Source organism: Streptomyces sp. NPDC048383 (assembly GCF_040651775.1).
Taxonomy (GTDB): domain Bacteria; phylum Actinomycetota; class Actinomycetes; order Streptomycetales; family Streptomycetaceae; genus Streptomyces.
This window is the reverse complement of sequence record NZ_JBEZKS010000013.1, coordinates 1-20,180: the sequence shown is the minus strand read 5'-3', so window position 1 is coordinate 20,180 and position 20,180 is coordinate 1. Positions and strand designations below refer to the sequence as shown.

At 74.1% G+C, this 20,180-nt stretch carries 19 protein-coding genes and 1 other RNA gene; 9 read left to right on the top strand and 11 right to left on the bottom strand.

What is annotated here, in order from left to right; all coding sequences use genetic code 11:
* The first annotated feature begins 65 nt into the window (after positions 1–65).
* Both AB0D46_RS11885 and AB0D46_RS11880 read left to right on the top strand, forming a co-directional pair.
* Positions 66–1,436, top strand: a complete 1,371-nt coding sequence (locus AB0D46_RS11885) for a multidrug effflux MFS transporter (RefSeq protein ID WP_362877164.1) — start codon at positions 66–68, stop codon at positions 1,434–1,436.
* Between the two features lie 101 nt (positions 1,437–1,537).
* A complete protein-coding gene (locus AB0D46_RS11880; RefSeq protein WP_362877163.1) occupies positions 1,538–2,578 on the top strand; it encodes a small ribosomal subunit Rsm22 family protein in 1,041 nt (346 codons plus the stop codon).
* Positions 2,579–2,629: 51 nt separating this feature from the next.
* Here AB0D46_RS11880 and ddaH read toward each other — a convergent pair whose 3' ends face one another.
* Positions 2,630–3,454 carry a dimethylargininase gene (ddaH, locus tag AB0D46_RS11875; protein WP_362877162.1) on the bottom strand — a complete coding sequence of 275 codons (825 nt, stop codon included), beginning with the start codon at positions 3,452–3,454 and terminating at the stop codon, positions 2,630–2,632.
* 147 nt (positions 3,455–3,601) lie between these two features.
* Between ddaH and AB0D46_RS11870 the strand changes: the two genes are divergently transcribed.
* On the top strand, positions 3,602–4,240 hold the full coding sequence (locus AB0D46_RS11870) for a TetR/AcrR family transcriptional regulator (RefSeq protein WP_362877161.1): 639 nt from the start codon (positions 3,602–3,604) through the stop codon (positions 4,238–4,240).
* Between the two features lie 181 nt (positions 4,241–4,421).
* Positions 4,422–5,171, top strand: coding sequence for a bifunctional DNA primase/polymerase (locus AB0D46_RS11865; protein ID WP_362877160.1), 750 nt, complete (start codon positions 4,422–4,424; stop codon positions 5,169–5,171).
* Positions 5,172–5,390: 219 nt separating this feature from the next.
* On the opposite strand, the gene yaaA is transcribed toward AB0D46_RS11865, so the two are convergent.
* Positions 5,391–6,191 (bottom strand): peroxide stress protein YaaA, encoded by an 801-nt coding sequence (yaaA, locus tag AB0D46_RS11860; RefSeq protein WP_362877159.1) that lies wholly within the window; start codon positions 6,189–6,191, stop codon positions 5,391–5,393.
* Between the two features lie 305 nt (positions 6,192–6,496).
* Between yaaA and AB0D46_RS11855 the strand changes: the two genes are divergently transcribed.
* Positions 6,497–7,939: an RNB domain-containing ribonuclease gene (locus AB0D46_RS11855; RefSeq protein ID WP_362877158.1), complete on the top strand. Its 1,443-nt coding sequence runs from the start codon at positions 6,497–6,499 to the stop codon at positions 7,937–7,939.
* A 93-nt stretch (positions 7,940–8,032) separates the two neighbouring features.
* On the opposite strand, the gene AB0D46_RS11850 is transcribed toward AB0D46_RS11855, so the two are convergent.
* A complete protein-coding gene (locus AB0D46_RS11850; protein ID WP_362877157.1) occupies positions 8,033–8,884 on the bottom strand; it encodes a hypothetical protein in 852 nt (283 codons plus the stop codon).
* Positions 8,881–9,630: a MerR family transcriptional regulator gene (locus tag AB0D46_RS11845; RefSeq protein WP_362877156.1), complete on the bottom strand. Its 750-nt coding sequence runs from the start codon at positions 9,628–9,630 to the stop codon at positions 8,881–8,883. The genes AB0D46_RS11850 and AB0D46_RS11845 overlap by 4 nt, the downstream gene beginning before the upstream one ends.
* 77 nt (positions 9,631–9,707) lie before the next feature.
* Here AB0D46_RS11845 and rnpB point away from each other — a divergent pair.
* Positions 9,708–10,110: RNase P RNA component class A (gene rnpB / locus AB0D46_RS11840), an RNA gene on the top strand.
* 90 nt (positions 10,111–10,200) lie between these two features.
* Here rnpB and AB0D46_RS11835 read toward each other — a convergent pair.
* Genes AB0D46_RS11835 through AB0D46_RS11825 form a run of 3 tightly spaced genes read right to left on the bottom strand, consistent with a single transcriptional unit; the run spans position 10,201 to position 13,129 of the window.
* Positions 10,201–11,532, bottom strand: a complete 1,332-nt coding sequence (locus AB0D46_RS11835; RefSeq protein ID WP_362877155.1) for a bifunctional RNase H/acid phosphatase — start codon at positions 11,530–11,532, stop codon at positions 10,201–10,203.
* A complete protein-coding gene (locus AB0D46_RS11830; RefSeq protein WP_362877266.1) occupies positions 11,532–12,275 on the bottom strand; it encodes a C4-type zinc ribbon domain-containing protein in 744 nt (247 codons plus the stop codon). Before AB0D46_RS11830 ends, AB0D46_RS11835 begins: the two co-directional genes overlap by 1 nt.
* Positions 12,272–13,129 carry a Nif3-like dinuclear metal center hexameric protein gene (locus AB0D46_RS11825; RefSeq protein ID WP_362877154.1) on the bottom strand — a complete coding sequence of 286 codons (858 nt, stop codon included), beginning with the start codon at positions 13,127–13,129 and terminating at the stop codon, positions 12,272–12,274. Before AB0D46_RS11825 ends, AB0D46_RS11830 begins: the two co-directional genes overlap by 4 nt.
* A 313-nt stretch (positions 13,130–13,442) precedes the next feature.
* Between AB0D46_RS11825 and AB0D46_RS11820 the strand changes: the two genes are divergently transcribed.
* Both AB0D46_RS11820 and AB0D46_RS11815 read left to right on the top strand, forming a co-directional pair.
* The gene (locus tag AB0D46_RS11820; RefSeq protein WP_362877153.1) at positions 13,443–14,546 is read left to right on the top strand and encodes a hypothetical protein; all 1,104 of its coding nucleotides are present in this window, start codon (positions 13,443–13,445) and stop codon (positions 14,544–14,546) included.
* A 30-nt stretch (positions 14,547–14,576) separates the two neighbouring features.
* Positions 14,577–15,233, top strand: coding sequence for an HAD family phosphatase (locus tag AB0D46_RS11815; RefSeq protein WP_362877152.1), 657 nt, complete (start codon positions 14,577–14,579; stop codon positions 15,231–15,233).
* Positions 15,234–15,337: 104 nt separating this feature from the next.
* Here AB0D46_RS11815 and AB0D46_RS11810 read toward each other — a convergent pair whose 3' ends face one another.
* The 3 genes from AB0D46_RS11810 to AB0D46_RS11800 form a co-directional block, all read right to left on the bottom strand.
* Entirely contained in the window at positions 15,338–16,279 is a 942-nt protein-coding gene (locus AB0D46_RS11810) for a 3-oxoacyl-ACP reductase (protein WP_362877151.1), read from the bottom strand.
* 72 nt (positions 16,280–16,351) lie between these two features.
* Positions 16,352–17,428 (bottom strand): Zn-dependent alcohol dehydrogenase, encoded by a 1,077-nt coding sequence (locus AB0D46_RS11805; protein WP_362877150.1) that lies wholly within the window; start codon positions 17,426–17,428, stop codon positions 16,352–16,354.
* A gap of 116 nt (positions 17,429–17,544) precedes the next feature.
* Positions 17,545–18,399 carry a MaoC/PaaZ C-terminal domain-containing protein gene (locus AB0D46_RS11800; RefSeq protein WP_362877149.1) on the bottom strand — a complete coding sequence of 285 codons (855 nt, stop codon included), beginning with the start codon at positions 18,397–18,399 and terminating at the stop codon, positions 17,545–17,547.
* A 316-nt stretch (positions 18,400–18,715) separates the two neighbouring features.
* Between AB0D46_RS11800 and AB0D46_RS11795 the strand changes: the two genes are divergently transcribed.
* A complete protein-coding gene (locus tag AB0D46_RS11795) occupies positions 18,716–19,075 on the top strand; it encodes a DNA-binding response regulator (RefSeq protein ID WP_362877265.1) in 360 nt (119 codons plus the stop codon).
* Positions 19,076–19,127: 52 nt separating this feature from the next.
* On the opposite strand, the gene AB0D46_RS11790 is transcribed toward AB0D46_RS11795, so the two are convergent.
* Positions 19,128–19,970 carry a class II glutamine amidotransferase gene (locus AB0D46_RS11790; protein ID WP_362877148.1) on the bottom strand — a complete coding sequence of 281 codons (843 nt, stop codon included), beginning with the start codon at positions 19,968–19,970 and terminating at the stop codon, positions 19,128–19,130.
* Positions 19,971–20,180 lie beyond the last annotated feature (210 nt).

The window sequence follows — 20,180 nt, the reverse complement described above, 5'->3', positions numbered from 1 at the left end:
TCCGACAGCTGAGAGCATGGGTCGGTCAGGGGTGCATAAAGCAGATGAAAAGACTGGAGTTCCGCATGTCGGAGAGAGGCCCCTCGACGGCCCCCTCGCCCGGGTCGTCGCCCGAGCCGTCCCCCCGAACACCGTCCGTCCCCGCCCCGAACCCCGCCGCCGCGACCGCCGCCGTCGGCGTCCCGGAGACCGGCGCCGCCCCCGCACCCCTGGCGGCCGCGCGGCGCACCGGCCTGCTCGTCACCTTCGTGCTGGGCGGGCTCACCGCCCTCCCCCCGCTGTCCATGGACATGTACCTGCCGGCGCTGCCGGAGGTCACCAACGCCCTGAACAGCCCGGCCGCGACCGTCCAGCTCACCCTCACCTCCTGCCTCGCCGGCATGGCGTTGGGCCAGCTGGTCATCGGCCCGATGAGCGACAAGTGGGGCCGTCGCAGGCCCCTGCTGATCGGCATGATCGTCTACGTCCTGGCCACCGCGATCTGCGCCCTGGCCCCGACCGCCGAGCTGCTGATCGGCTTCCGACTGCTCCAGGGCCTGGCCGGCGCGGCCGCCATCGTCATCGCGCGAGCGGTGGTGCGCGACCTCTACGACGGGGTCGAGATGGCCCGGTTCTTCTCCACCCTGATGCTGATATCGGGGGCCGCCCCGATCGTCGCGCCGCTGATCGGCGGCCAGGTTTTGCGGTTCGCGGACTGGCGCGGGGTCTTCGTCGTGCTGACCGTCGTAGGCGCCGCGCTCACCGCGGTCGTCTGGCGGACCCTGGACGAGACGCTGCCGCCCGAGCGGCGCCAGACCGGCGGGGTGGGCGCGGCCCTGCGGACGATGCGCGGACTGCTCGGCGACCGGGTCTTCGCCGGCTACACCCTGACGGGCGGCTTCGCCTTCGCGGTGCTCTTCTCGTACATCTCCGCCTCACCGTTCGTGGTGCAGGAGATCTACGGGGCCTCCCCGCAGGCCTTCAGCCTGCTGTTCGGCGTGAACTCCGTCGGCCTGATCATCGTCGGCCAGATCAACGGGAAGCTGCTGGTCGGCCGGGTCAGCCTGGACAAGGCGCTGGCCGCCGGCATCGGGGTCATCACCGTCGCGTCCGTGGCGTTGCTGCTGATGTCCACGGGAGTGTTCGGGGAGGTCGGGCTGTTCCCGGTCGCCGCCGCCCTGTTCGTGCTGATGTCGGCGATGGGTCTGCTGCTGCCGAACACGAACGCGCAGGCCCTGATGCGGACCCCGCACGCGGCCGGCTCGGCGTCCGCGCTGCTGGGGACGTCCTCGTTCCTGGTCGGGGCGATCGCCTCGCCGCTGGTCGGGATCGCGGGCGAGGACACGGCGGTGCCGATGGCGCTGGTCCAGCTGGTCTGTTCGCTGCTGTCGGCGGCCTGCTTCTTCGGGATGTGCCGGCCGTGGCGGCCCCGCGACCCGATGGCGACCGCGGGCTGAGCGCGCGCGGGCGGACGGGACGCCGCCGGCCTCCCGTCCGCCCGTCGGGGGGCCGTGCCGGTGATGCCGGGCGGCCCCTCGGGGCGCCGTAAACTTCCCGGGTGAACGTCTCCGTCCCCGCCTCCGCCCCGACCACCGCCGACACCCTCCGGTCCGCGCTGGGCGGGCTGCTCGACGGGCTCCCGCCGAAGCAGGCCACGGCCGCCGTCGAGCGGCTCATCTCCCACTACCGGGGCACGATCCCGACCGACACCCCCGTGCTGCGCGACCGTTCCGACGTCGTCGCGTACGCGGCGTACCGGATGCCGGCCACCTTCGAAGCCGTACGGTCCGCCCTGGACGGGCTGGCCGCGGCCGCGCCGCGGTGGGCGCCCGCCTCGCACGTGGACGTGGGCGGCGGCACCGGCGCGGCGACCTGGGCGGTCGACGCCACCTGGGACGGCCCCCGGACCGCCGCGGTCCTGGACTGGGCGGAGGCCGCGCTGACCCTGGGCAAGGAGCTGGCGGGCCGTTCGTCCTCCGCGGTGCTGCGCGGCGCCGAGTGGCGCCGGGCCGTCATCGGGAGCGGGATCGCGCTGCCCGACGCCGATCTGGTGACGGTGTCGTACGTGCTGGGCGAGCTGACGGAGCCGGCCCGGCGGGCCGTCGTCGCGGAGGCCGCCCGCGCCGGGCAGGCCGTCGTCCTGGTGGAGCCGGGCACGCCCGAGGGGTACCTGCGCGTCCGCGAGGCCCGCGCGCAGCTGATCGAGGCCGGGTTGAAGGTGGCGGCGCCCTGCCCGCACGACGGGACCTGCCCGATCGAGGTCGGGCAGGACTGGTGCCACTTCTCGACGCGGGTCAGCCGCTCCTCCCTGCACCGGCAGGTCAAGGGCGGCTCCCTCGCGTACGAGGACGAGAAGTTCAGCTTCGTCGCCGCGACCCGCTTCCCGGTGACGCCGGTCCCCTCCCGGATCACGCGCAGGCCGCAGATCCGCAAGGGGCTCGTCCAGCTGGAGCTGTGCGGCCCCCCTGAGCAGGGCCTGACCCGGGCCACCGTGACGAAGCGCCACGGCGGCCTCTACAAGGCGGCGCGGAACGCCGACTGGGGCGACGCGTGGCCGCCGGCCGGGACCGGGGAGCCGCAGGACCCGCAGGACGCGTAGGTCCCGCGGGCCCCGCGGGGCCCGTACGTCCGCGAACCCCGCGCGGGGCGGTCAGTCCCCGGGGGGCGCGGGCCTCAGTTCCTGCGTGCAGCACTTCACGCTGCCGCCGCCCTTGAGCAGTTCGCCCAGGTCCATCGGAACGGGCTCGAAGCCGCGCTCGCGCAGTGGTGCGAGCAGTCCGGCCGCCGCCTGCGGGAGCAGGACGTGCAGGCCGTCCGAGACGGAGTTCAGCCCGAAGGCCTCGGCGTCCGCGGTGTCCACGAGCAGGGCGTCCGGGAACAGCCGGCGCAGTACCGCCCGGCTCCCGGGCGAGAAGGCCTGCGGGTGGTACATGATCTCGTCCCCGTCGAGCACGCACAGGGCCGTGTCCAGGTGGTAGAAGCGCGGGTCCACCAGGTCGAGGCCGATGACGGGGCGGCCGAAGAACTCCTGCGCCTCGTCGTGCGAGAGGGGGCTGGAGCGGAAGCCCCGGCCGGCGATCATGTAGGTGTCGGTGACGGCGAAGTCGCCCTCGCCCTCGTTGACGTGGGCCGGTTCGTGGACGTCCCGGAAGCCGTGCGAGCGGAACCAGTCGAGGTGGATCTCCGCCTCGGCGGTGCGTTCCGGGTGCGCGAACCTGGCCCCGAGGACCCGGCCGTCGACGACGAGGGCCCCGTTGGCCGCGTAGACCATGTCGGGCAGGCCGGGGTGCGGGACGAGGGTCTCGACCGTGTGTCCGAGGGACCGGTAGCGGTCCCGGAGGTCTTCCCACTGGGCCTGGGCCAGGGGCAGGTCCACCGGTTTCGCGGGGTCCATCCACGGGTTGATGGAATACGTGACCTTGAAGTGTGCCGGTGGGCACATCAGGTAACGCCGGGGTGTGGCGTCTCTGCGCAAAGAAGGCTCCTCACGACTGCGAACTCACGAGGCGTGCGTTGTGTGGAAGGAATCGTCTCTCCTCCGGGCGAACCGCGCAGTGAACTGACCGGGTGGTTCAGGGAATCGCCGAAAGACGAGACGTCTCGCATTGGTACGTTGGGCACCATGAGCAAGACACCCGACGCCACCCGCCGCAGCGACCGCTCGCGGCGCGCCATCCTCGACGCCGCCCTCGCCCTGGTCGGGGAGGTCGGCTACAACAAGCTGACCATCGAGGCCATCGCCGCCCGCGCGGGCGTGGGCAAGCAGACCATCTACCGCTGGTGGCCCTCGAAGGCGGCCGTCCTGCTCGACGCCTCGCTCGCCCTGGCCGGGGACGCGGAGACGGACGCGCAGTGGACCGGCTTCCCCGACACCGGGGACCTGGCCGCCGACCTGAAGTCCGTACTGCGGGCCACTGTGGACGAGTTCAACGACGAGAAGTACGAGGCGCCCGCGCGCGCCCTGACCGCCGCCGGCGCCACCGACCCGGAGCTGGGCGCCCGGTTCACCGAACTGGTGCTGGGGCCGCAGCTCGCCCTGTACGAGGCGCGGCTGCGGTCCGCGCGGGACGCCGGGCTGCTGGCCCCCGACACCGACCTGCGACTGACGGTGGAGATGCTGCTCGGGCCGTTCACGTACCGCTGGCTGATGCGGACCGCGCCGCTGACGCACGCCTACGTCGACGCCCTCGTGGACGCGGTCCTGCGGTCGGCCGCCGCACCGGGCGGCCGTACGGAGCCGGCGCCCGGCGGGGTGGGATAGGTCACGGCCCCCGGGGTGCCCCGACCCGGGCGCGGGCGGGCCGGAGCCCGGTCGGCCGAGAACGTACGGCCGGATCCGACCGGGCCGCGGGGTCCCGGATCCAGGGGTGCGGTCACCCGCGCCGCCGGATGGTGGGACCATGGGGAAAGTCCACCGGGGCAACGGTGAGGTGAGGGGATAGATGGGGTCTGAGTCCGGCCGCGTCCAACGCGGCGAGCAGAGCAGGATTTCCCAGTGGCTGCGCCGCCGCTCCAAACCGGCTGCCGAAGACCCCGGCAGGGAACGCGAGGCACTGCTCCTGGCCGTGGCCGCCGCGGGTCTCCCGATCTCCCCGGCCGCCCATCCCGCCGGATACCGATGTTCGTGCGACCGCATCGGCTGCCCGACCCCGGCGCGCCATCCCATCTCCTTCGCCTGGCAGACGCAGTCGACCACCGACCGGGCGCAGATCGAACGCTGGGCGCGCAACCAGCCCCAGGCGAACTTCATCACCGCGACGGGCATCGTCCACGACGTGCTGGACGTGCCCCTGGAAGCGGGCCGCGGCGCGCTGGAGCGCCTGCTCGCCGCCGGGATCGAGGTCGGTCCCGTCGCCGAATCGGCCGGCACGGGCGAACAGGCCCGCATGCTCTTCTTCACGGCGACCCGCGGTACGCCGGAGGACGAGGACGAATGGTGGCCCTGCGAACTGGACTGCCACCCCGAGACGATGGACGAGCACCCGGGCCTGCGCTGGCACTGCCGGGGCAGCTACGTCCTGCTCCCCCCGTCCACGCTGCCCGGCGACCTCGCCGTGAGCTGGCTGCGCGACGTCGGCCAGCCACTCCCGGATCCCCTGACCCTGCTGGAGACCCTGACCGACGCCTGCGCCCAGTACGCGGGCGAGGCCGGCCACACCCCGGCCGCGGTGGCCTGGCCCCTGGGCCGCTAGTGCTGTGGCCGGAAAGGTTTGCCGGGTCGCGGTGTTCGGTGCGGTGCGTCGCAAGGCGGAGGGCCGCGGCTCGTACCGGACGTACTTCCGCGGTCCGACAACGCGGCGAGGTGCCGGGCCGGGCGCCACGACCCGGTGGACCTTTCCGGTCACAGCACTAGGCACCGGCGGTACGGCGGGAGGCCCCCGGACCGCCCGGCTCCGGGGGCGGGCGCGGCCTCAGTGGATCTGCGTCACGACCACGTCCAGCGACCAGGCCTTGCCCGCCTTCGCGGGGGCCTCGGCCTCCACCGTGTAGCCGAGGTCGCGCAGGGCGGTGACCAGCTCGGCGGGGTCGACGGGGGCGGCCCCGGCGAGCAGCAGGTCCCGTACCAGGCGGCCCTTGGTCGCCTTGTTGAAGTGGCTGACCACCGAACGCTTCTCCACCCCGTCCACGAGCTGCGAGTGCAGCACGCGGACGCCGGCGAGGCGGCCGGCCGCCTCGCCCTTCGGCTTCCAGGCGCTGGTGTACGCCGAGGACCGCAGATCGAGGACCAGCCCGTCGCCCGCCGCCGCCGGCAGCGCCGCGGCCATCGGGGTGCGCCAGTACGCGCCGAGCGCCCCCACCCCCGGCAGCTTGACGCCCATCGAGCAGCGGTACGAGGGGATCCGGTCGGTCACCCGGACCGCGCCCCACAGCCCGGAGAAGACCAGCAGCGAGCGTTCCGCGGCGGCTCTGGCGGCGGCGGGCAGGTCCGCGAGGCCGAGGGCGTCGTAGAGGACTCCGGTGTAGATCTCCCCGGCCGGCAGGGCGGGCGCGGACAGCAGTCCGGCGTTCTTCGCGACCTCGCCCCGCAGGCCCTCGCTGAGCCCGAGGACCTCACGGGCCTTCAGCTCGTCCGCCGAGCACAGCTCGACCAGCTCCTCCAGCACGGCCGCACGCGCACCGGCCAGGCCCGGCAGGGACAGGGAGTGCGGGTCGAGCGGTGCGCCGGAGCCGCCGGCGGCCTTTCCCTCGGAGGGCGGCAGCAGCACGAGCACGGTGGTTCTCCTTCAGTACGACGCGACGCAGGGGGTGCGGCCCCCGAGCCAGGGTAGACGGCGCACCGCACGCCCCGGACCCGCCGATGAAGCCGCCCGACCACCCGGGCGGCGGCGACCGATCCGCCCCGACCCGGCCACGGGGCCCGGCTCGTCCCCTTCGGGTCGTGCCGGCCGGCCGTGGATCCGAAGGCCGGGGGCAACCGCGTACGGGGGCGCTCGGGCGCCGCCGACAACCCGCGCAGGCGCGGTTCCGGGCGGCGCGGGTCGGGCGAATCCGAAGGAGACGGCCTAGGCTCGGATCCATGCCACGCCGCCTCATGCACATCACCGGCGCAGACGGGGCTGCCCTGCGGGCCGCGCTGCGCGCACTGCGCACCCGCCTGGCCGTGCCCGAGGAGTTCCCGCCGGCGGTCCTCGCCGAGGCCGAGCGGGCCGCCGCCGAGCCCCGGCTGCCGTCCCTCGACGCCACCGACATCCCCCTCTTCACCATCGACCCGCGCGGTTCCGTCGACCTCGACCAGGCCATGCACCTCGCGGAGCGGACCGGCGGCGGCTACCGCGTCCACTACGCCATCGCCGACGTCGCCGCCTTCGTCACCCCCGGCGGCGCCCTCGACGCGGAGGCCCACCGGCGGGTCACCACCCTGTACTTCCCCGACGACAAGGTCCCGCTCCATCCGCCGGTCATCTCCGAGGACGCGGGCAGCCTGCTCCCCGACCGGACCCGACCGGCCCTGCTGTGGCGGCTCGACCTGGACGCCGAGGGCCGCGTCGAAGCCACCGAGGTCCGTCGGGCCCTGGTCCGCAGCCGCGCCCGCCTCGACTACGACGGCGTGCAGAAGGCCCTGGACACCGGCACCGCCGACGCCTCCCTGATGCTGCTGAGGGACATCGGCAAGCTCCGCGAGACGCTGGAGACCGAACGCGGCGGCATCTCCCTGAACGTCCCCGAACAGGAGATCACCGAGCGCGGGGGCACGTACGGGCTCGCCTACCGGGCTCCGCTGGCCGCCGAGGGCTGGAACGCGCAGATCTCCCTGATGACCGGCATGGCCGCCGCCGAGCTGATGCTCGCCGCCGGTACGGGCATCCTGCGCACCCTGCCGACCGCCCCGGACGGCGCGGTCGGCCGGCTGCGGCGCGCCGCGCAGGCCCTGCGGATCGACTGGCCGCACCACGTCCCGTACGCCCGTCTCGTCCGCTCCCTCGACCCCCGGCTGCCGGCCCACGCCGCCTTCCTCCAGGAGTGCACGACCCTGCTCCGCGGCGCCGGGTACACCGTGTTCACCGACGGCGGGACCCCCGACCCGGCCGTGCACGCGGCCGTCGCCGCCCCGTACGCCCACTGCACCGCCCCGCTGCGCCGGCTCGCGGACCGGTACGCGGGCGAGCTGTGCGTGGCGGCTTCGGCCGGGACCGAACCGGCGGCGTGGGCCGCCGACGCGCTGGCGGCGCTGCCCCGGGAGATGGCCGAGGGCACCCGGACGGCCAACGCGGTGGAACGCGCCTGCGTGGACCTCGTCGAGGCGACCGTCCTCGAGGACCACGTCGGGGAGACCTTCGAGGCGACGGTCATCGACGTCAAGGAACACGAGCCGCGGGTCGGCACCGTCCACCTGAAGGACCCGGCGGTCGTCGGCCGCGTCGAATCCGCCACCGGTGACCTCCCGCTCGGCGCCCGCATCCGGGTCCGCCTGACGGAGGCCGACCCGAGCACCCCGAAGGTCCTGTTCGCACCCGCCTGATCCGGCCCGGGGGCGGGCCCCGGAGGTGGGCGCGGCTGCGGCCGTGGCCCCCCGGGCCGCCGGGCTCGGCCCTGCACCGGATGTCGGGCCGGATCACGGGGGTGCGGGTTGCCGCAGGGCGGTGACCAGCGCGCGGGGGTCGTCGGCGTGGAAGCGGATCGTCCGGGCCCGGGCGCGGGCGCCGAGCGGGCGGCGGAACTCCAGCGGGCGGTTCAGCTCCAGGGTCACCGTGGTCTGGCTCCCCACGATCAGGTCCAGCACCTCGGCGTCGCCCCCCTCCGGGTCGTCGGACAGGGTGACCAGTCGGCCCTCCGGGTAGCGGCGGTCGACCCGGACCGAGGTCACCGCGTCCGCCGGGACGGTGAGGTCGAACAGGGCCCCGTAGCGGATCCGCAGGGACCCGTCGGGGCGCACCACGTGCGGTCGGGTCACGCAGGCGGCGTGCAGGGCCAGCACCAGCAGGATCCCGTACACGTCGAGGACCAGCACCACCCGGTGCACGGCCGGCCAGGGGATCAGGAACGCCAGGGCGACGGTTTCGACCACGGACACGAAGACCAGGCCGTACATCATCGCCGTCTGCGGTCCGGTGTAGCCGGCGGTGACGTCGCCGGGGCGGACCCCGTGCTCGCGGCGCAGCACCCACCGACCCAACGAGGCGACCGCGCGCAGCTCGTGCAGCAGCAGCCGGCGTACGGCGACCGGCACCACGGCCCGTACCGCCTCCCGGCGGGCCCCGGCCGGGTCGGCGCCGCGGGCGCGGGCGGCCCCGTACAGGGAGCGAATGACCCGGGCCTCCAGCAGCAGCACCCCCAGGACGAGGGCCTCGGTGGCGGCCAAGGCCCAGCCGGGCAGCCGGACACCGGAGGCGACGCACAGGACGAGGAGCAGCTCAGCCGGTATGACGGCGGTGGCCGCGACGCGGGCCGCGCGGACGGCGCTCATCGCCGGCCGCCCTCGTCCACGCGCCGGGTGAAGGCGTCCATGACCCGGCGGACGACCTCGGCCTGGGCGGGGGCGTAGTCCGCGAGCAGCGCCTCCTTGACCCCTTCCGCGAGCACTCGGCCGTCGGTGGGGATCGCGGCGAACACCTCCTCGGGGACGGCCGCGACCAGCGCGTCGGCGAGGGGCCCGATCCGCGGGTCGTCGGCCGCGGCCCCTTCGAGCGCGTCGAGCCGTTCGTAGAGTTCGAGGATCCCCGGGCCGGCGGCGACCTGCCCGAGGGCCGCGTACACGGCCTCTCCTCCGGCGCCCGCGCCGTCCAGCAGGGTGAGGTGCTCGCGGTCCTTGGCGGCCGCGGCCGATTCCGTCGGCGGTGCCTGGGCCAGCAGCGCGGCGAGGGCGGGCGACACGGGTTCGCCCTCGCCGGGGCCGGCGGCGAGCAGTACGCCGAGCCGGCGCCGGCGTTCGGCCAGTTCGGCCTCCTGCCGGGCGAGGTCGGCGTCGAGTTCCCGCAGGACGTCGGCCAGTTCGCGCCCGGCGTCGTCGGCGAGCACGTCGCGCACCTCGTCCAGGCTGAGGCCGAGTTCCGTGAGCCTTCGTACGCGGGCCAGCAGGACGGCGTCGCGCACGGTGTAGGCCCGGTATCCGTTGGGGCGCCGCTCCGGTTCCGGGAGCAGCCCGACATGGTGGTAGTGCCGGATCGCCCGGGTGGTGACCCCGACGAGCGCGGCGATCAATCCGATCCGCATGCCCCTCAGTAGAAACCCTGACGCTGCGGCAAGGTCAAGCCGCCACGGACAGCCGGTAGCATGGTCGGCACGACAGACGAGTCGGCCGGGCGGCCGCGTCGGGGTCCCCGGATCCCGCCGAGGAACGTCCGGGCTCCACAGGGCAGGGTGGTGGCTAACGGCCACCCGGGGTGACCCGCGGGACAGTGCCACAGAAAACAGACCGCCGGGGACCTCGGTCCTCGGTAAGGGTGAAACGGTGGTGTAAGAGACCACCAGCGCCTGAGGTGACTCAGGCGGCTAGGTAAACCCCACCCGGAGCAAGGTCAAGAGGATCCGTCCCCGGACGGGTCTGCGCGGACGACCGAGGGCTGCCCGCCCGATGTCCGCGGGTAGACCGCACGAGGCCGGTGGCAACGCCGGTCCTAGATGGATGGCCGTCTCCCCGGCGACCGCGAGGTCTCCGGGCGACAGAACCCGGCGTACAGGCCGGCTCGTCTGCCGTACCCCTCCTTCGCGCCCGACGGCGCACGTACGAGAACCCCCGCCGGGACGGCGGGGGTTCTCGGCGTTACCGGCCCGGCCCGGCGCTCAGCGCAGGTGGCCGGTGTCGTTCAGGAGGCGGACCGAGGCGTTGCCGTCGGCGTAGTAGGCGACCGCCGACAGGGAGGCCGCGGAGAGTTCCATCCTGAACAGGGACTCCGGCGGGGCGCCCAGGGCGAGGCGGACCAGCGTCTTGATCGGGGTCACGTGCGTGACCAGCAGGACGGTGCGGCCCGCGTGGGCGGTCGTGAGGCGGTCGCGGGCGGTGGAGACCCGGCGGGTGACGGCCGCGAAGCTCTCGCCGCCGCCCGTGGGCGCCGCCTTCGCGGAGTCCAGCCAGGCCTGCAGGTCGTCCGGGAACCGCTCGCGCACCTCGGCGAAGGTCAGCCCCTCCCAGGCGCCGAAGTCGGTCTCGCGGAGCCCTTCCTCGACGGTGACGGGGAGCCCGAGGCGGTCCGCGACGGCCTGGGCGGTCTCCCGGCAGCGGCGCAGCGGTGAGCTGACGACGGCCTGTACGGTGCCCCGCGCGGCCAGCGCGGCGGCGACGGCCTCGGCCTGCCGGCGGCCGGCCGGGGACAGCTCGGGGTCGGTGCCGCCGCTGCCGGAGAACCGCTTCTGCGGGGTGAGGGCCGTCTCGCCGTGCCGGAGCAGCACGAACGTGGCCGGCGCGCCCATGTCGGGACCCCAGCCGGTGCCCGTGCCCGTCTTCCCGGCCCGCGGCTCCGCCGCGGGGCCGCCGGGGGCGGTCCCGTCGTCGAACAGGGTCCCGGACTGCGCGGACTCGCCGGCCGCGACGGAGAGCGCCGCGGCGGTGTCGGGGGCGGTATCGGGGGTGCGGGCGCCCGTGGCTCCGCCGGCGGCCAGGGCGGCGCGGACGGCCGCGGCGCCCTTCGCCGCGTCGCCGGGCGGCCCGGCGGGGGTCGCGGGGGCCGCGAAGACGGCCGTGGAGGCCGAGGGTTCCCACTGCTTGCCGCGCTTGCCCGCGTCCATCGCCTCGTTGGCGAGCCGGTCGGCGTGCTTGTTGCGCTCGCGCGGGATCCACTCGTAGGTGACCTGCGCGCGCGGCAGGACCTTCGCGGCCTCGGCGGCGAGCGGCTTCATGTCCGGGTGCTTGATCTTCCAGCGGCCGGACATCTGCTCGACGACCAGCTTGGAGTCCATCCGGACCCGGACCGTCGCGTCGGGCGCCAGTTCGCGCGCCGCCTTCAGGCCCGCGATGAGGCCCTTGTACTCGGCGACGTTGTTGGTCGCGACGCCGATGAACTCGCCGCGCTCGGCGAGCGTCTCACCGGTCGTCGGGTCCAGGACGACCGCGCCGTAGCCGGCGGGCCCCGGGTTGCCCCGGGATCCGCCGTCCGCCTCGACGACGAAGTGCGGCATCAGATGCCCGAGTCCGCCGCACGGACGAGGATGCGGCCGCAGTTCTCGTGCCGGACGACCTGGTCGCGGGCCGCGGACTTGATCTCGTTGATCTCCGCCATGTCCAGCTCCAACCGGCAGCCCTCGCAGCGGCGCTGGTACAGGCGCGCGGCGCCGACGCCGCCCTGCTTGACGCGGATCTTCTCGTACAGGGCCATCAGGGCGTCCGGCATGGAGCCGACGATGACCTCGCGGTCCTTGGAGATCCGGGCGGCCTCGTCGTCGATCTCACCGGTGGCGGCGTCGCGGCGCGCGGTGGCGTCGGTCAGCTTGGTCTCCAGGGCGGCGACGCGCTCGGTCAGGCCGGTGACGCGCTCCTGCGCGGCCTCCAGGCGCTCCATGACCTCCAGGACGACGTCCTCCAGGTCACCCTGGCGCTTGGCGAGGGAGACGACCTCGCTCTGCAGGTTGGCCAGGTCGCGGGCCGAGATGCCGACGCCGGTGTCGAGGCGCTGCTGGTCGCGGGCGGCCCGCTGGCGCACCTGGTCGACGTCCTGCTCGGCCTTGGTCTGTTCGCGGGCGGCGTCGCCGGCCTGGGTCCGGGCGGCGACGAGCAGGTCGCGCTGCTGGCTGAGGTCCTTGGTCAGGGAGTCGACCTCGGCGTGCTCGGGCAGCGACTTGCGCTTGTGGGCGAGCTGAGACAGCCGGACGTCCAGGGCCTGGATGTCGAGAAGTCGGATCTGGTCGGCGGGCTCGGCGTTCAGTTGGGGGCTCCTGAGTGAGAAGGGGGTGTGACGGACGGCGCGTGCGCCGTCCAGGGGTCGGTGACCGTGCGCGAGACGTGGGTCCGCAGACCCCATCCGTGGCGCTCGGAGATCGCGTCGAGCTGGGCGGCGGCCTGCTCGCACCAGGGCCACTCGGTGGCCCAGTGGGCGGCGTCGACGAGGGCCAGCGGGCTCTGCGCGCGGGCCTCGGACACCGGGTGGTGACGCAGGTCCGCGGTGAGGAAGGCGTCCACGCCGGCGGCGCGGACCTGCGCGAAGAGGCTGTCGCCGGAACCGCCGCTGACGGCGACGGTACGGATGACGGCGTCGGGGTCGCCCGCGGTGCGGATGCCCTGCGCGGTGTGCGGCAGCCGGGCGGCGGCGCGGGCGGCGAACGCGCTCAGGGTCTCGGGGTGGTCCAGTTCGCAGATCCGGCCGAGGCCGCGGCGGCCCGTCGGGTCGGTGGGGTCGGGCACGAGGGGGCCGGTGATCCGCAGGTCGAGGGCGCCGGCCAGGGCGTCGGAGACGCCGGGGTCGGCGGTGTCGGCGTTGGTGTGGGCGACGTGGAGCGCGATCTCGTTCCTGATCAGCGTGTGCACGACGCGGCCCTTGAAGGTGCCCGCCTCGACGGTCGTGGTCCCGCGCAGGTAGAGGGGGTGGTGGGTGACGATCAGGTCGGCTCCCAGCTTCACCGCCTCGTCGACGATTTCCTGGACCGGGTCCACGGCGAACAGCACGCGGGACACCTCGGCGTCGGGGTCGCCGCACACGGTTCCGACCGCGTCCCACTCCTCGGCCCGCGAGGGGGGCCAGAGAGCGTCCAGCGCGGCGATGACTTCAGAGAGACGGGGCACAGGCCAAGGCTACCGCCCCTTTTTCGGGCCCCCCTTCGCCTCCGGGCCGCTCAGGGCCCGGCCGGGGGGTGTGTACGTCCGCGGAACGCCGCTCGGCGCCCGGGGTGGGCGGCGGGCGCAGGGACGGATGCGCGGCGCGGTGGGACGCACCTCAGCGCGCCCGTACCCCAAACGCCCCGATATGCAACAGCACAAACGTGCCTTCTTCTGCGGGCGAACCACCCCGTGGCCACCCGTACGTGTGAAGCCTGCTGCGACCTGTGGTTCGGCAGGGGGGACGAAACTAGCTTCCTCAGCGGAGGTGACGGCCCGGATGACTGTCTGCGCCATCGAGATCACGAGGACCGACCCGTTCACGATCACCGCCGACGGCGCGTACGCCGCTCGGCTGGCCGGTGAGGGGGAGGCGCGCTACCCGGAACGCTGGACGCTGGCCGGGCCGGAGGCGTACGCGGTGCCGTTGCCGCTCGCCCAGCCGGAGGAGGCCGACAGCGAGGTGCTGCCGTTGGCCGACGGGCGGGTGCTGATCCACCGCCGGGTCGCCGACCGGCACGTGTTCGCCCTGCTGTACCCGACGGGCACGGGGGCGGGGCCCCGCACCGGGGAGCTCGTCCTCGGCGCGATCCCGGCCCAGGAGGGGCTGCGGGTCACCCTGCTGCCCCCCTCGCCCGACGGGATCCGCGCCTACGCCCTGACCGTGGGGGCCGAGGACAGCACCGTCTGGCAGGTGGCCGGACATCCCGCCGGCCCGCAGCGGGTCGCCCACGTCCCGGGGCTCTGCTCGGGCGGTGTCTGGTTGGACCGGGCGGGCCGGCTGCTGGCGCTGGACCGGGAACTGGACGGGCGGACCAAGACCGTCGCCGTGGACCTGGCCGGCGCGGTCAGCCCGCTGCTGCAGATCTCCGAGGACAGTGACGACCGGCTGTTGTTGGCCGCCCCCGACAGCGGGCTGCTGGTGATCCGCTCGGACGCCCCGGGCGAGACGCGGCTCGGCTGGGGGGTGCTGGGCAGCGCCCGGCCCGTCCGCTTCCCGGAGTGCCTGCGGCTGGAGGAGGAGGCGACCCCGTTCGCGGTCCAGCCGGGCCAGGTCCTGATGCCGGAGACCTGCGGGGTCGCGCTGCGCGTGGGCGAGGCCGGCCTCGCGCTGTGGCATCCCGCCGACCGGCACGTGTTCCGGCTCGCGGCGCCGCAGGGCTGGCTGGGCGGTACGGGCCTGTGGACGGCGGAGGGCCGGCTGCACCTCCCGTACGCCGTCCCGGAGGTCCCCTGCGGCATCATGAGCCTGGGCCGGCCCGTCGCCCCGCCTCCGCCGGTACGGCTGGACCCGCCGGTACGGCTGGACCCGCCGGTGCGGCTGGACCCGCCGCCGGAGCCGGCTCCCCGGCCGGTCCCGCTCCAACAGGCCCCGCTCGGTTGAGGTTCGACCGGCCCCTGGTAGGCAGGGGCGGTGACGATCTCCGAATCCAGTGGTCCGGCATCCGGTGGTGCGACCCGCCCCTTCGACGCGGTGCTGTGTGACGTCGACAATGTGATCCGCTTCTACGACTCCACGCGCCTGACCGGGCTGGAACGCCGCGCGGGCCTGCCCGAGGGCGCCACCTCGGAGGTCGCGTTCGCTCCGGAGCGCGACGGTCCGCTGATGCGAGGCCGGATCACCCCGGCCCAGTGGGTGGAGTCCGTCACCGAGGGGCTGACCGGCGCGCACGGTCTCCCGGAGGAGCGGGCGCACGAGCTGGCCTCGGCGCTGGCGGGGGCCCCGTTCGCGGCGGACGACGGGACCGTCGAAGCGCTGCGCGAGGCCCGGGCGGCCGGGCTCACGCTGGTCCTGATCACGAACGCGACCCTGGACCTGGAGGACGACCTGGAGACGATGGGCCTGACCGGCCTCGCCGACCACGTCGTCAGCAGCGCCCGCGTCGGCGTGGTCAAGCCGGACCGGGAGATCTACGAGATCGCGCTCGCGCGGGCGGGGACGCCGCCGGCCCGCTGCCTGTTCGTCGACGACCGGCGGGAGAACGTCGAAGCGGCGGAGGCACTCGGGATGACGGGCGTGCACTACCGCCGCCCGGCCGACCTGCGGGACGCGCTCGGCTTCCTGGACTGAGCCATTGCGGACACGCCCGCGCGGGGCACGACCGGAGCGGACACGGCGGGGCGGCGGCCCGGGGGTCCCCACCCCGGCCGCCGCCCCTCCGCGTTCCGTGGCGGTCAGTCGTGCTTGAGGCCCAGTACCTCGGTCGCCGCGAAGGTCTCGTCCGCCGGACGGGAGTCGTAGTGCGGGGTGAGGACCTCGTCGAGCTCCTCGTAGGAGAAGGCCTCCTTGGTGGTGTCGAACTTGGCGGCCACCCGCGGGCGTTCCATCACGACCACGATGCCGCCGTGCACCACGAACAGCTGCCCGTTGGCCTTCGCGGAGGCCGGGGAGGCCAGGTAGCCGACCAGCGGGGCGACGTGCTCGGGGGCGAGGGCGTCCAACCTGCCCTCCTCCGGGACCTGGAAGCCGGCGAAGACGTCCTCGGTCATCCGGGTGCGGGCGCGCGGGCAGATGGCGTTGGCCGTGACCCCGTACTTGGCCAGCGCCAGCGCGGTGGAGGTGGTCAGACCGACGATGCCGCCCTTGGCCGCCGCGTAGTTCGGCTGACCGGCGGAACCGCCGAGGAAGGCCTCGGAAGAGGTGTTGACGATCCGGCCGTAGACCGGGCCGCCCGCCGCCTTGGACCGCTCCCGCCAGTGCGCCGAGGCGAAGTGCGTGGTGTTGAAGTGGCCCTTGAGGTGGACCCGGATCACCGAGTCCCACTCCTCCTCCGACATGGAGAAGACCATCCGGTCCCGCAGGATCCCGGCGTTGTTGACGAGGACGTCCAGTTTGCCGAAGCGGGACACCGCCAGGGCGACGAGTTCCCGGGCCTGCTCGAAGTCGGCCACGTCGCCCAGGTGCGCCACCGCCTGTCCGCCCGCCGCCCGGATCTCCTCGGCCACCTCTTCCGCCGGCGCGGCGGAGGCCTCCCCGGAGCCGTCCCGGCCGCTCTGCCCGAAGTCGTTGACGACCACGCTCGCGCCGAGCCGGGCGAGTTCGATCGCCTCGGCCCGGCCGAGGCCGCGTCCGGCGCCGGTGACGATGGCGGAGAGTCCCTCAAGTGGCAGTGACATCCGTACGGTTCCTCTCGATGCGGGTCAGGGGTCGCTACGGGTCGGGGCTCGCTACGGTGGGTTCGCCGCGGGTCAGAGTTCGATGCAGGTGCGCAGGGCCGTGCCGGTGCGCATCTGGTCGAGGGCCTCGTTGATCTCGGCGAGCTTCACCCGGTGGGTGATCAGGCCGGCGAGGTCGACCCGGCCGGCCCGCCACAGGGCGATGGTCCGCTCGTAGGAGCGCAGCACGTCCCCGCCGCCGTACATCGACGGGAGGATCTTCTTCTCGTCGAAGAACAGCGAGAACATGTCGATCTGGTAGGTGTCGTCGAGGGCGCCCGCGCCGACGATGACGACGCTGCCGCCGCGCCGGGTCATCCGGTAGGCGGTCTGCGCGGTGGCGGACTTGCCGACGACCTCGAAGACGTAGTCGAAGCCCTCCCCGGAGGTGATCCGGTTCTTGGCGTCGTCGAAGGCGTCGGGGGCGATGGCCTCCGACGCGCCGAAGCGCAGGGCCGCCTCGCGCCGGGACTCCACCGGGTCGACGGCGATGATCTGGGCGGCGCCCTGGAGCTTGGCGCCCTGGATGACGGAGATGCCGACGCCGCCGCAGCCGATGACGGCGACGGAGGAACCGGCCTCCACCTTGGCGGTGTTGATGGCCGCGCCGAGTCCGGTGGTGACCCCGCAGCCGATGAGCGCGGCGATGTCGAAGGGCACGTCGTCGGGGATCGGCACGGCGCACTTGGCGTCGACGACGAGTTCCTCGGCGAAGGTGCCCGTCGCCGCGAAACCAAAGATGTCCCCGCCGGCCCGACGGAAGTTGGGGGTGCCCGCGTTGACCAGGCTCGCCAGGCACAGGTGGCCCTGGCCGCGCTTGCAGGACGGACAGTCCCCGCACGGCGGCAGCCAGCAGACAAGGACCCGGTCGCCCTGCTTGAGGTGGGTGACCCCGTCACCGACGTCGGCGATGACCCCGGAGCCCTCGTGGCCGGGGATGAAGGGCGCGGGCTGGGGCAGGACGCCGCTCATCGCGGAGAGGTCGGAGTGGCACAGGCCGGTGGCCCTGATGCGGATCTTCACCTTGCCGGGACCGAGACCGACGGCCTCCATGTCCTCGACGACCTCCAGCTTGTCCTGGCCTATCTCGCTCTGGAGTGCTGCGCGCACGGTGCGGCTCCTTCTGGTCGGTCCGACTGTGTTGCTGCGGTGCGTGGGTGCGTTGCCTCGTCGCCTCGCCGCCTCGTCGCCTCGTCGCCTCGTCGCCCGATGGCTGCGGCGGCGCCCTACGCGTGTTCGACGACGGTGTCGGCGAGGACCGGCGCGTCGTCCCGTTCGACGGCGGTGACCGCGATCAGGACGCGGTCGGTCTCCTGCCACATCCGGATGCGCAGCGTCTCGCCGGGGAAGACGATCCCGGCGAAGCGGGTCCGGTAGGCGCGGACCCGGGACACGTCGCCGCCGAGCACGGTGTCGACGACCGCCTTGAGGGTCATCCCGTACGAGCACAGGCCGTGCAGGATCGGCCGGTCGAAGCCCGCGAGCTTGGCGAACTCGGGGTCGGCGTGCAGCGGGTTCCAGTCGCCGGAGAGCCGGTAGAGCAGGGCCTGGCCCTCCCGGATGCGGCGCTCCTCGACCCGGTCGGGGGCCCGCTCCGGCAGGTCCGACCGCACCGAGGGCCCGCGCTCGCCGCCGAAACCGCCCTCGCCGCGTACGAAGAGCTGCGCGTCGCTGGTCCAGAGCGGCCCGTCGGAGTCCGCGACCTCGGAGCGCAGCACGATCACGGCGGCCTTGCCCTTGTCGTACAGGGCGGCGACCTTGGAGGTGGAGGTGGCCCGCCCCTTGACGGGGATCGGCCGGTGCAGCTCGATGGAGTGGCCGCCGTGCAGGACGGAGGCGAGGTTCACGTCGATGCCGGGTGCGGCGAGTCCGCCGAGCATGGCCATGCCGGCGCCGGCGACGGTGGCGAAGCTGGGGAGCACGTGGAGCTTGGACTCCAGGGTGTAGCGCAGCTCGTCCGGGTCGGTGGCCGGCAGGCCCGCGCCGAGTCCGAGGTGGTAGAGCTGGATGTCCTTGTGGTCCCAGCCGATGTCCCCCTGGCGGGGTTCGGCGGCGAGGGCCCTGGCGGCATCGATCGGCATGAGGCTGCTGCTCCCTGTCGTTGGAGACCGGGGCCCGCGAGAAACCGGACACCGGAACCCAGGGGTCGTCGGAAACCGAGGCCGTCGGGGCCTTGGAAGACCTCGGTGCGGCCGTCCGCACCGTCGGCCGCACCGAGGTCGTATGCGGGACCGGCCCCGGACCGCGTTCTAGAACGCGTTCTAGGGCTGGTGAGGGAATGTATAACGCACGCCCCAGCAGTTGGGAAGACTCCTGACCTCACGTCAGACGCACTTTCCGTCACGCGTGTTGCCGTTCGGGGGCGGTGCCCGGACTTACCCTTCCGGGGTGGAAGAGATGCCCTCCGCGCGCCGCCCCGCCCGGTCCCTGCGCGTGCTGCTGCACCCGGCGAACCCGGCCCTGGCCGTGCACCTCGGCCTCCAGCCGGACATCGAGGTCGTCCGGGACCTGACGGCCCGCCCGGTGGTGGCCCTGGTCGAGGACCCGGCCTCGGTCGCCGCGTTGCTGGCCGACGATCCGGAATGCCGGATCCTGGTCCTGACGGGTTCGACGCGGCCGGGCCTGCTGGATGCCGTCCTCGCGGCGGGCGCGGCCGGCCTGGTCCTGCGCGACGGACCCGTCGACGACCTCGCGGACGCGCTGCGCCGCGCCTCCCGGGGCGAGACCGTGATCGACCCGGCGCTGGACCGGCCGTGAGCCGGACGGGCGCACGTCGCGCCGGGCCCGGACGGGCCGCCGGGAGCGTGCGTCAGACCGCCGCCGGGTGGAAGGGGAACAGGGCGTCGACGCCGTCGGGCCGTACGACGCCGTAGGTGCTCTCCGGTACCTCGTTCCACGCGCCGGGCAGGTCACCGAGGGGCTCGGAGACGATGAGCCGGGTCTCGTCGGAGATGCCCCGCAGGAACGCCTTGTCGGGGTGCAGTCGGCGCAGCGTCTCGACCCGGCTGCTGTAGAACAGCGAGCGGGAGCTGTGCCCGCTGGAGTAGCGGAAGCCCCAGATCCGTACGCCGTCGGTGATGGCGAGCGTCATCTGCAGGGGAAACTCCACGCCGTGGTCACGGCCCGCCCGCTCCACCACACCCGCCATGCGGGCGACGGCGGTGGGCGGGTCCTCTTCCAGACCGAAGGTGAGGGCCAGGTAGAACATCACCTCGGAGTCCGTCGTCCCCTCGATCTCGGCGAACAGGGCCGGGTCGACCAGCATGCAGAGTTCGCGGCGCATGAGGTGGAAACCGGAGACGGCGCCGTTGTGCATGAACATCCAGCGGCCGTGCCGGAAGGGGTGCGAGTTCGTCTGCTGCACGGCCGTGCCGGTGGAAGCGCGGATGTGCGCGAAGAACAGCGGGGAGCGGACGTGGTCCGCGATCTCCCTCAGGTTCCGGTTGTTCCACGCCGGTCCGATGTCACGCAGGACGGCAGGTGTTTCGCTGTCCTCCGTTTCCGTGTACCACCCGACGCCGAAACCGTCGCCGTTCGTCGTCTCCACACCGAGTTTCGAGTGCAGGCTCTGATCGATCAGCGAGTGGGCGGGTTTGTACAGGATGGTGTCGAGCAACATGGGCGTTCCCGAGTACGCGAGCCATCGGCACATGTGCCATCACCTGTGGTCCCTGGAGTGCGAGCCCCGACCCGGGCCCACCCCGACCCGCCCCGGCCCCCACCCGACGGGTGACGGCACGGGGCGCGGTCCGGCCCTCCCATTCTCGGCTCCCTCCCCGGGGCCCGCCACGCGGGGCGCCGCACCGCGGGGCACCGCACCGCGGGGCACCGCACCGCGGGGCACCGCACCGCGGGGCACCGC

Excerpts from the sequence above, each read along its gene's own strand:
- AB0D46_RS11850 (WP_362877157.1), bottom strand. The coding sequence starts at position 8,884 with ATGAGCGCCGTCCGCGCGGCCCGCGTCGCGGCCACCGCCGTCATACCG.
- AB0D46_RS11795 (WP_362877265.1), top strand. The coding sequence starts at position 18,716 with ATGCCCTCCGCGCGCCGCCCCGCCCGGTCCCTGCGCGTGCTGCTGCAC.
- AB0D46_RS11790 (WP_362877148.1), bottom strand. The coding sequence starts at position 19,970 with ATGTGCCGATGGCTCGCGTACTCGGGAACGCCCATGTTGCTCGACACC.
- AB0D46_RS11835 (WP_362877155.1), bottom strand. The coding sequence starts at position 11,532 with ATGCCGCACTTCGTCGTCGAGGCGGACGGCGGATCCCGGGGCAACCCG.
- AB0D46_RS11855 (WP_362877158.1), top strand. The coding sequence starts at position 6,497 with ATGCCACGCCGCCTCATGCACATCACCGGCGCAGACGGGGCTGCCCTG.
- AB0D46_RS11870 (WP_362877161.1), top strand. The coding sequence starts at position 3,602 with ATGAGCAAGACACCCGACGCCACCCGCCGCAGCGACCGCTCGCGGCGC.
- AB0D46_RS11820 (WP_362877153.1), top strand. The coding sequence starts at position 13,443 with ATGACTGTCTGCGCCATCGAGATCACGAGGACCGACCCGTTCACGATC.
- AB0D46_RS11885 (WP_362877164.1), top strand. The coding sequence starts at position 66 with ATGTCGGAGAGAGGCCCCTCGACGGCCCCCTCGCCCGGGTCGTCGCCC.
- AB0D46_RS11800 (WP_362877149.1), bottom strand. The coding sequence starts at position 18,399 with ATGCCGATCGATGCCGCCAGGGCCCTCGCCGCCGAACCCCGCCAGGGG.
- AB0D46_RS11845 (WP_362877156.1), bottom strand. The coding sequence starts at position 9,630 with ATGCGGATCGGATTGATCGCCGCGCTCGTCGGGGTCACCACCCGGGCG.
- AB0D46_RS11810 (WP_362877151.1), bottom strand. The coding sequence starts at position 16,279 with ATGTCACTGCCACTTGAGGGACTCTCCGCCATCGTCACCGGCGCCGGA.
- AB0D46_RS11865 (WP_362877160.1), top strand. The coding sequence starts at position 4,422 with ATGGGGTCTGAGTCCGGCCGCGTCCAACGCGGCGAGCAGAGCAGGATT.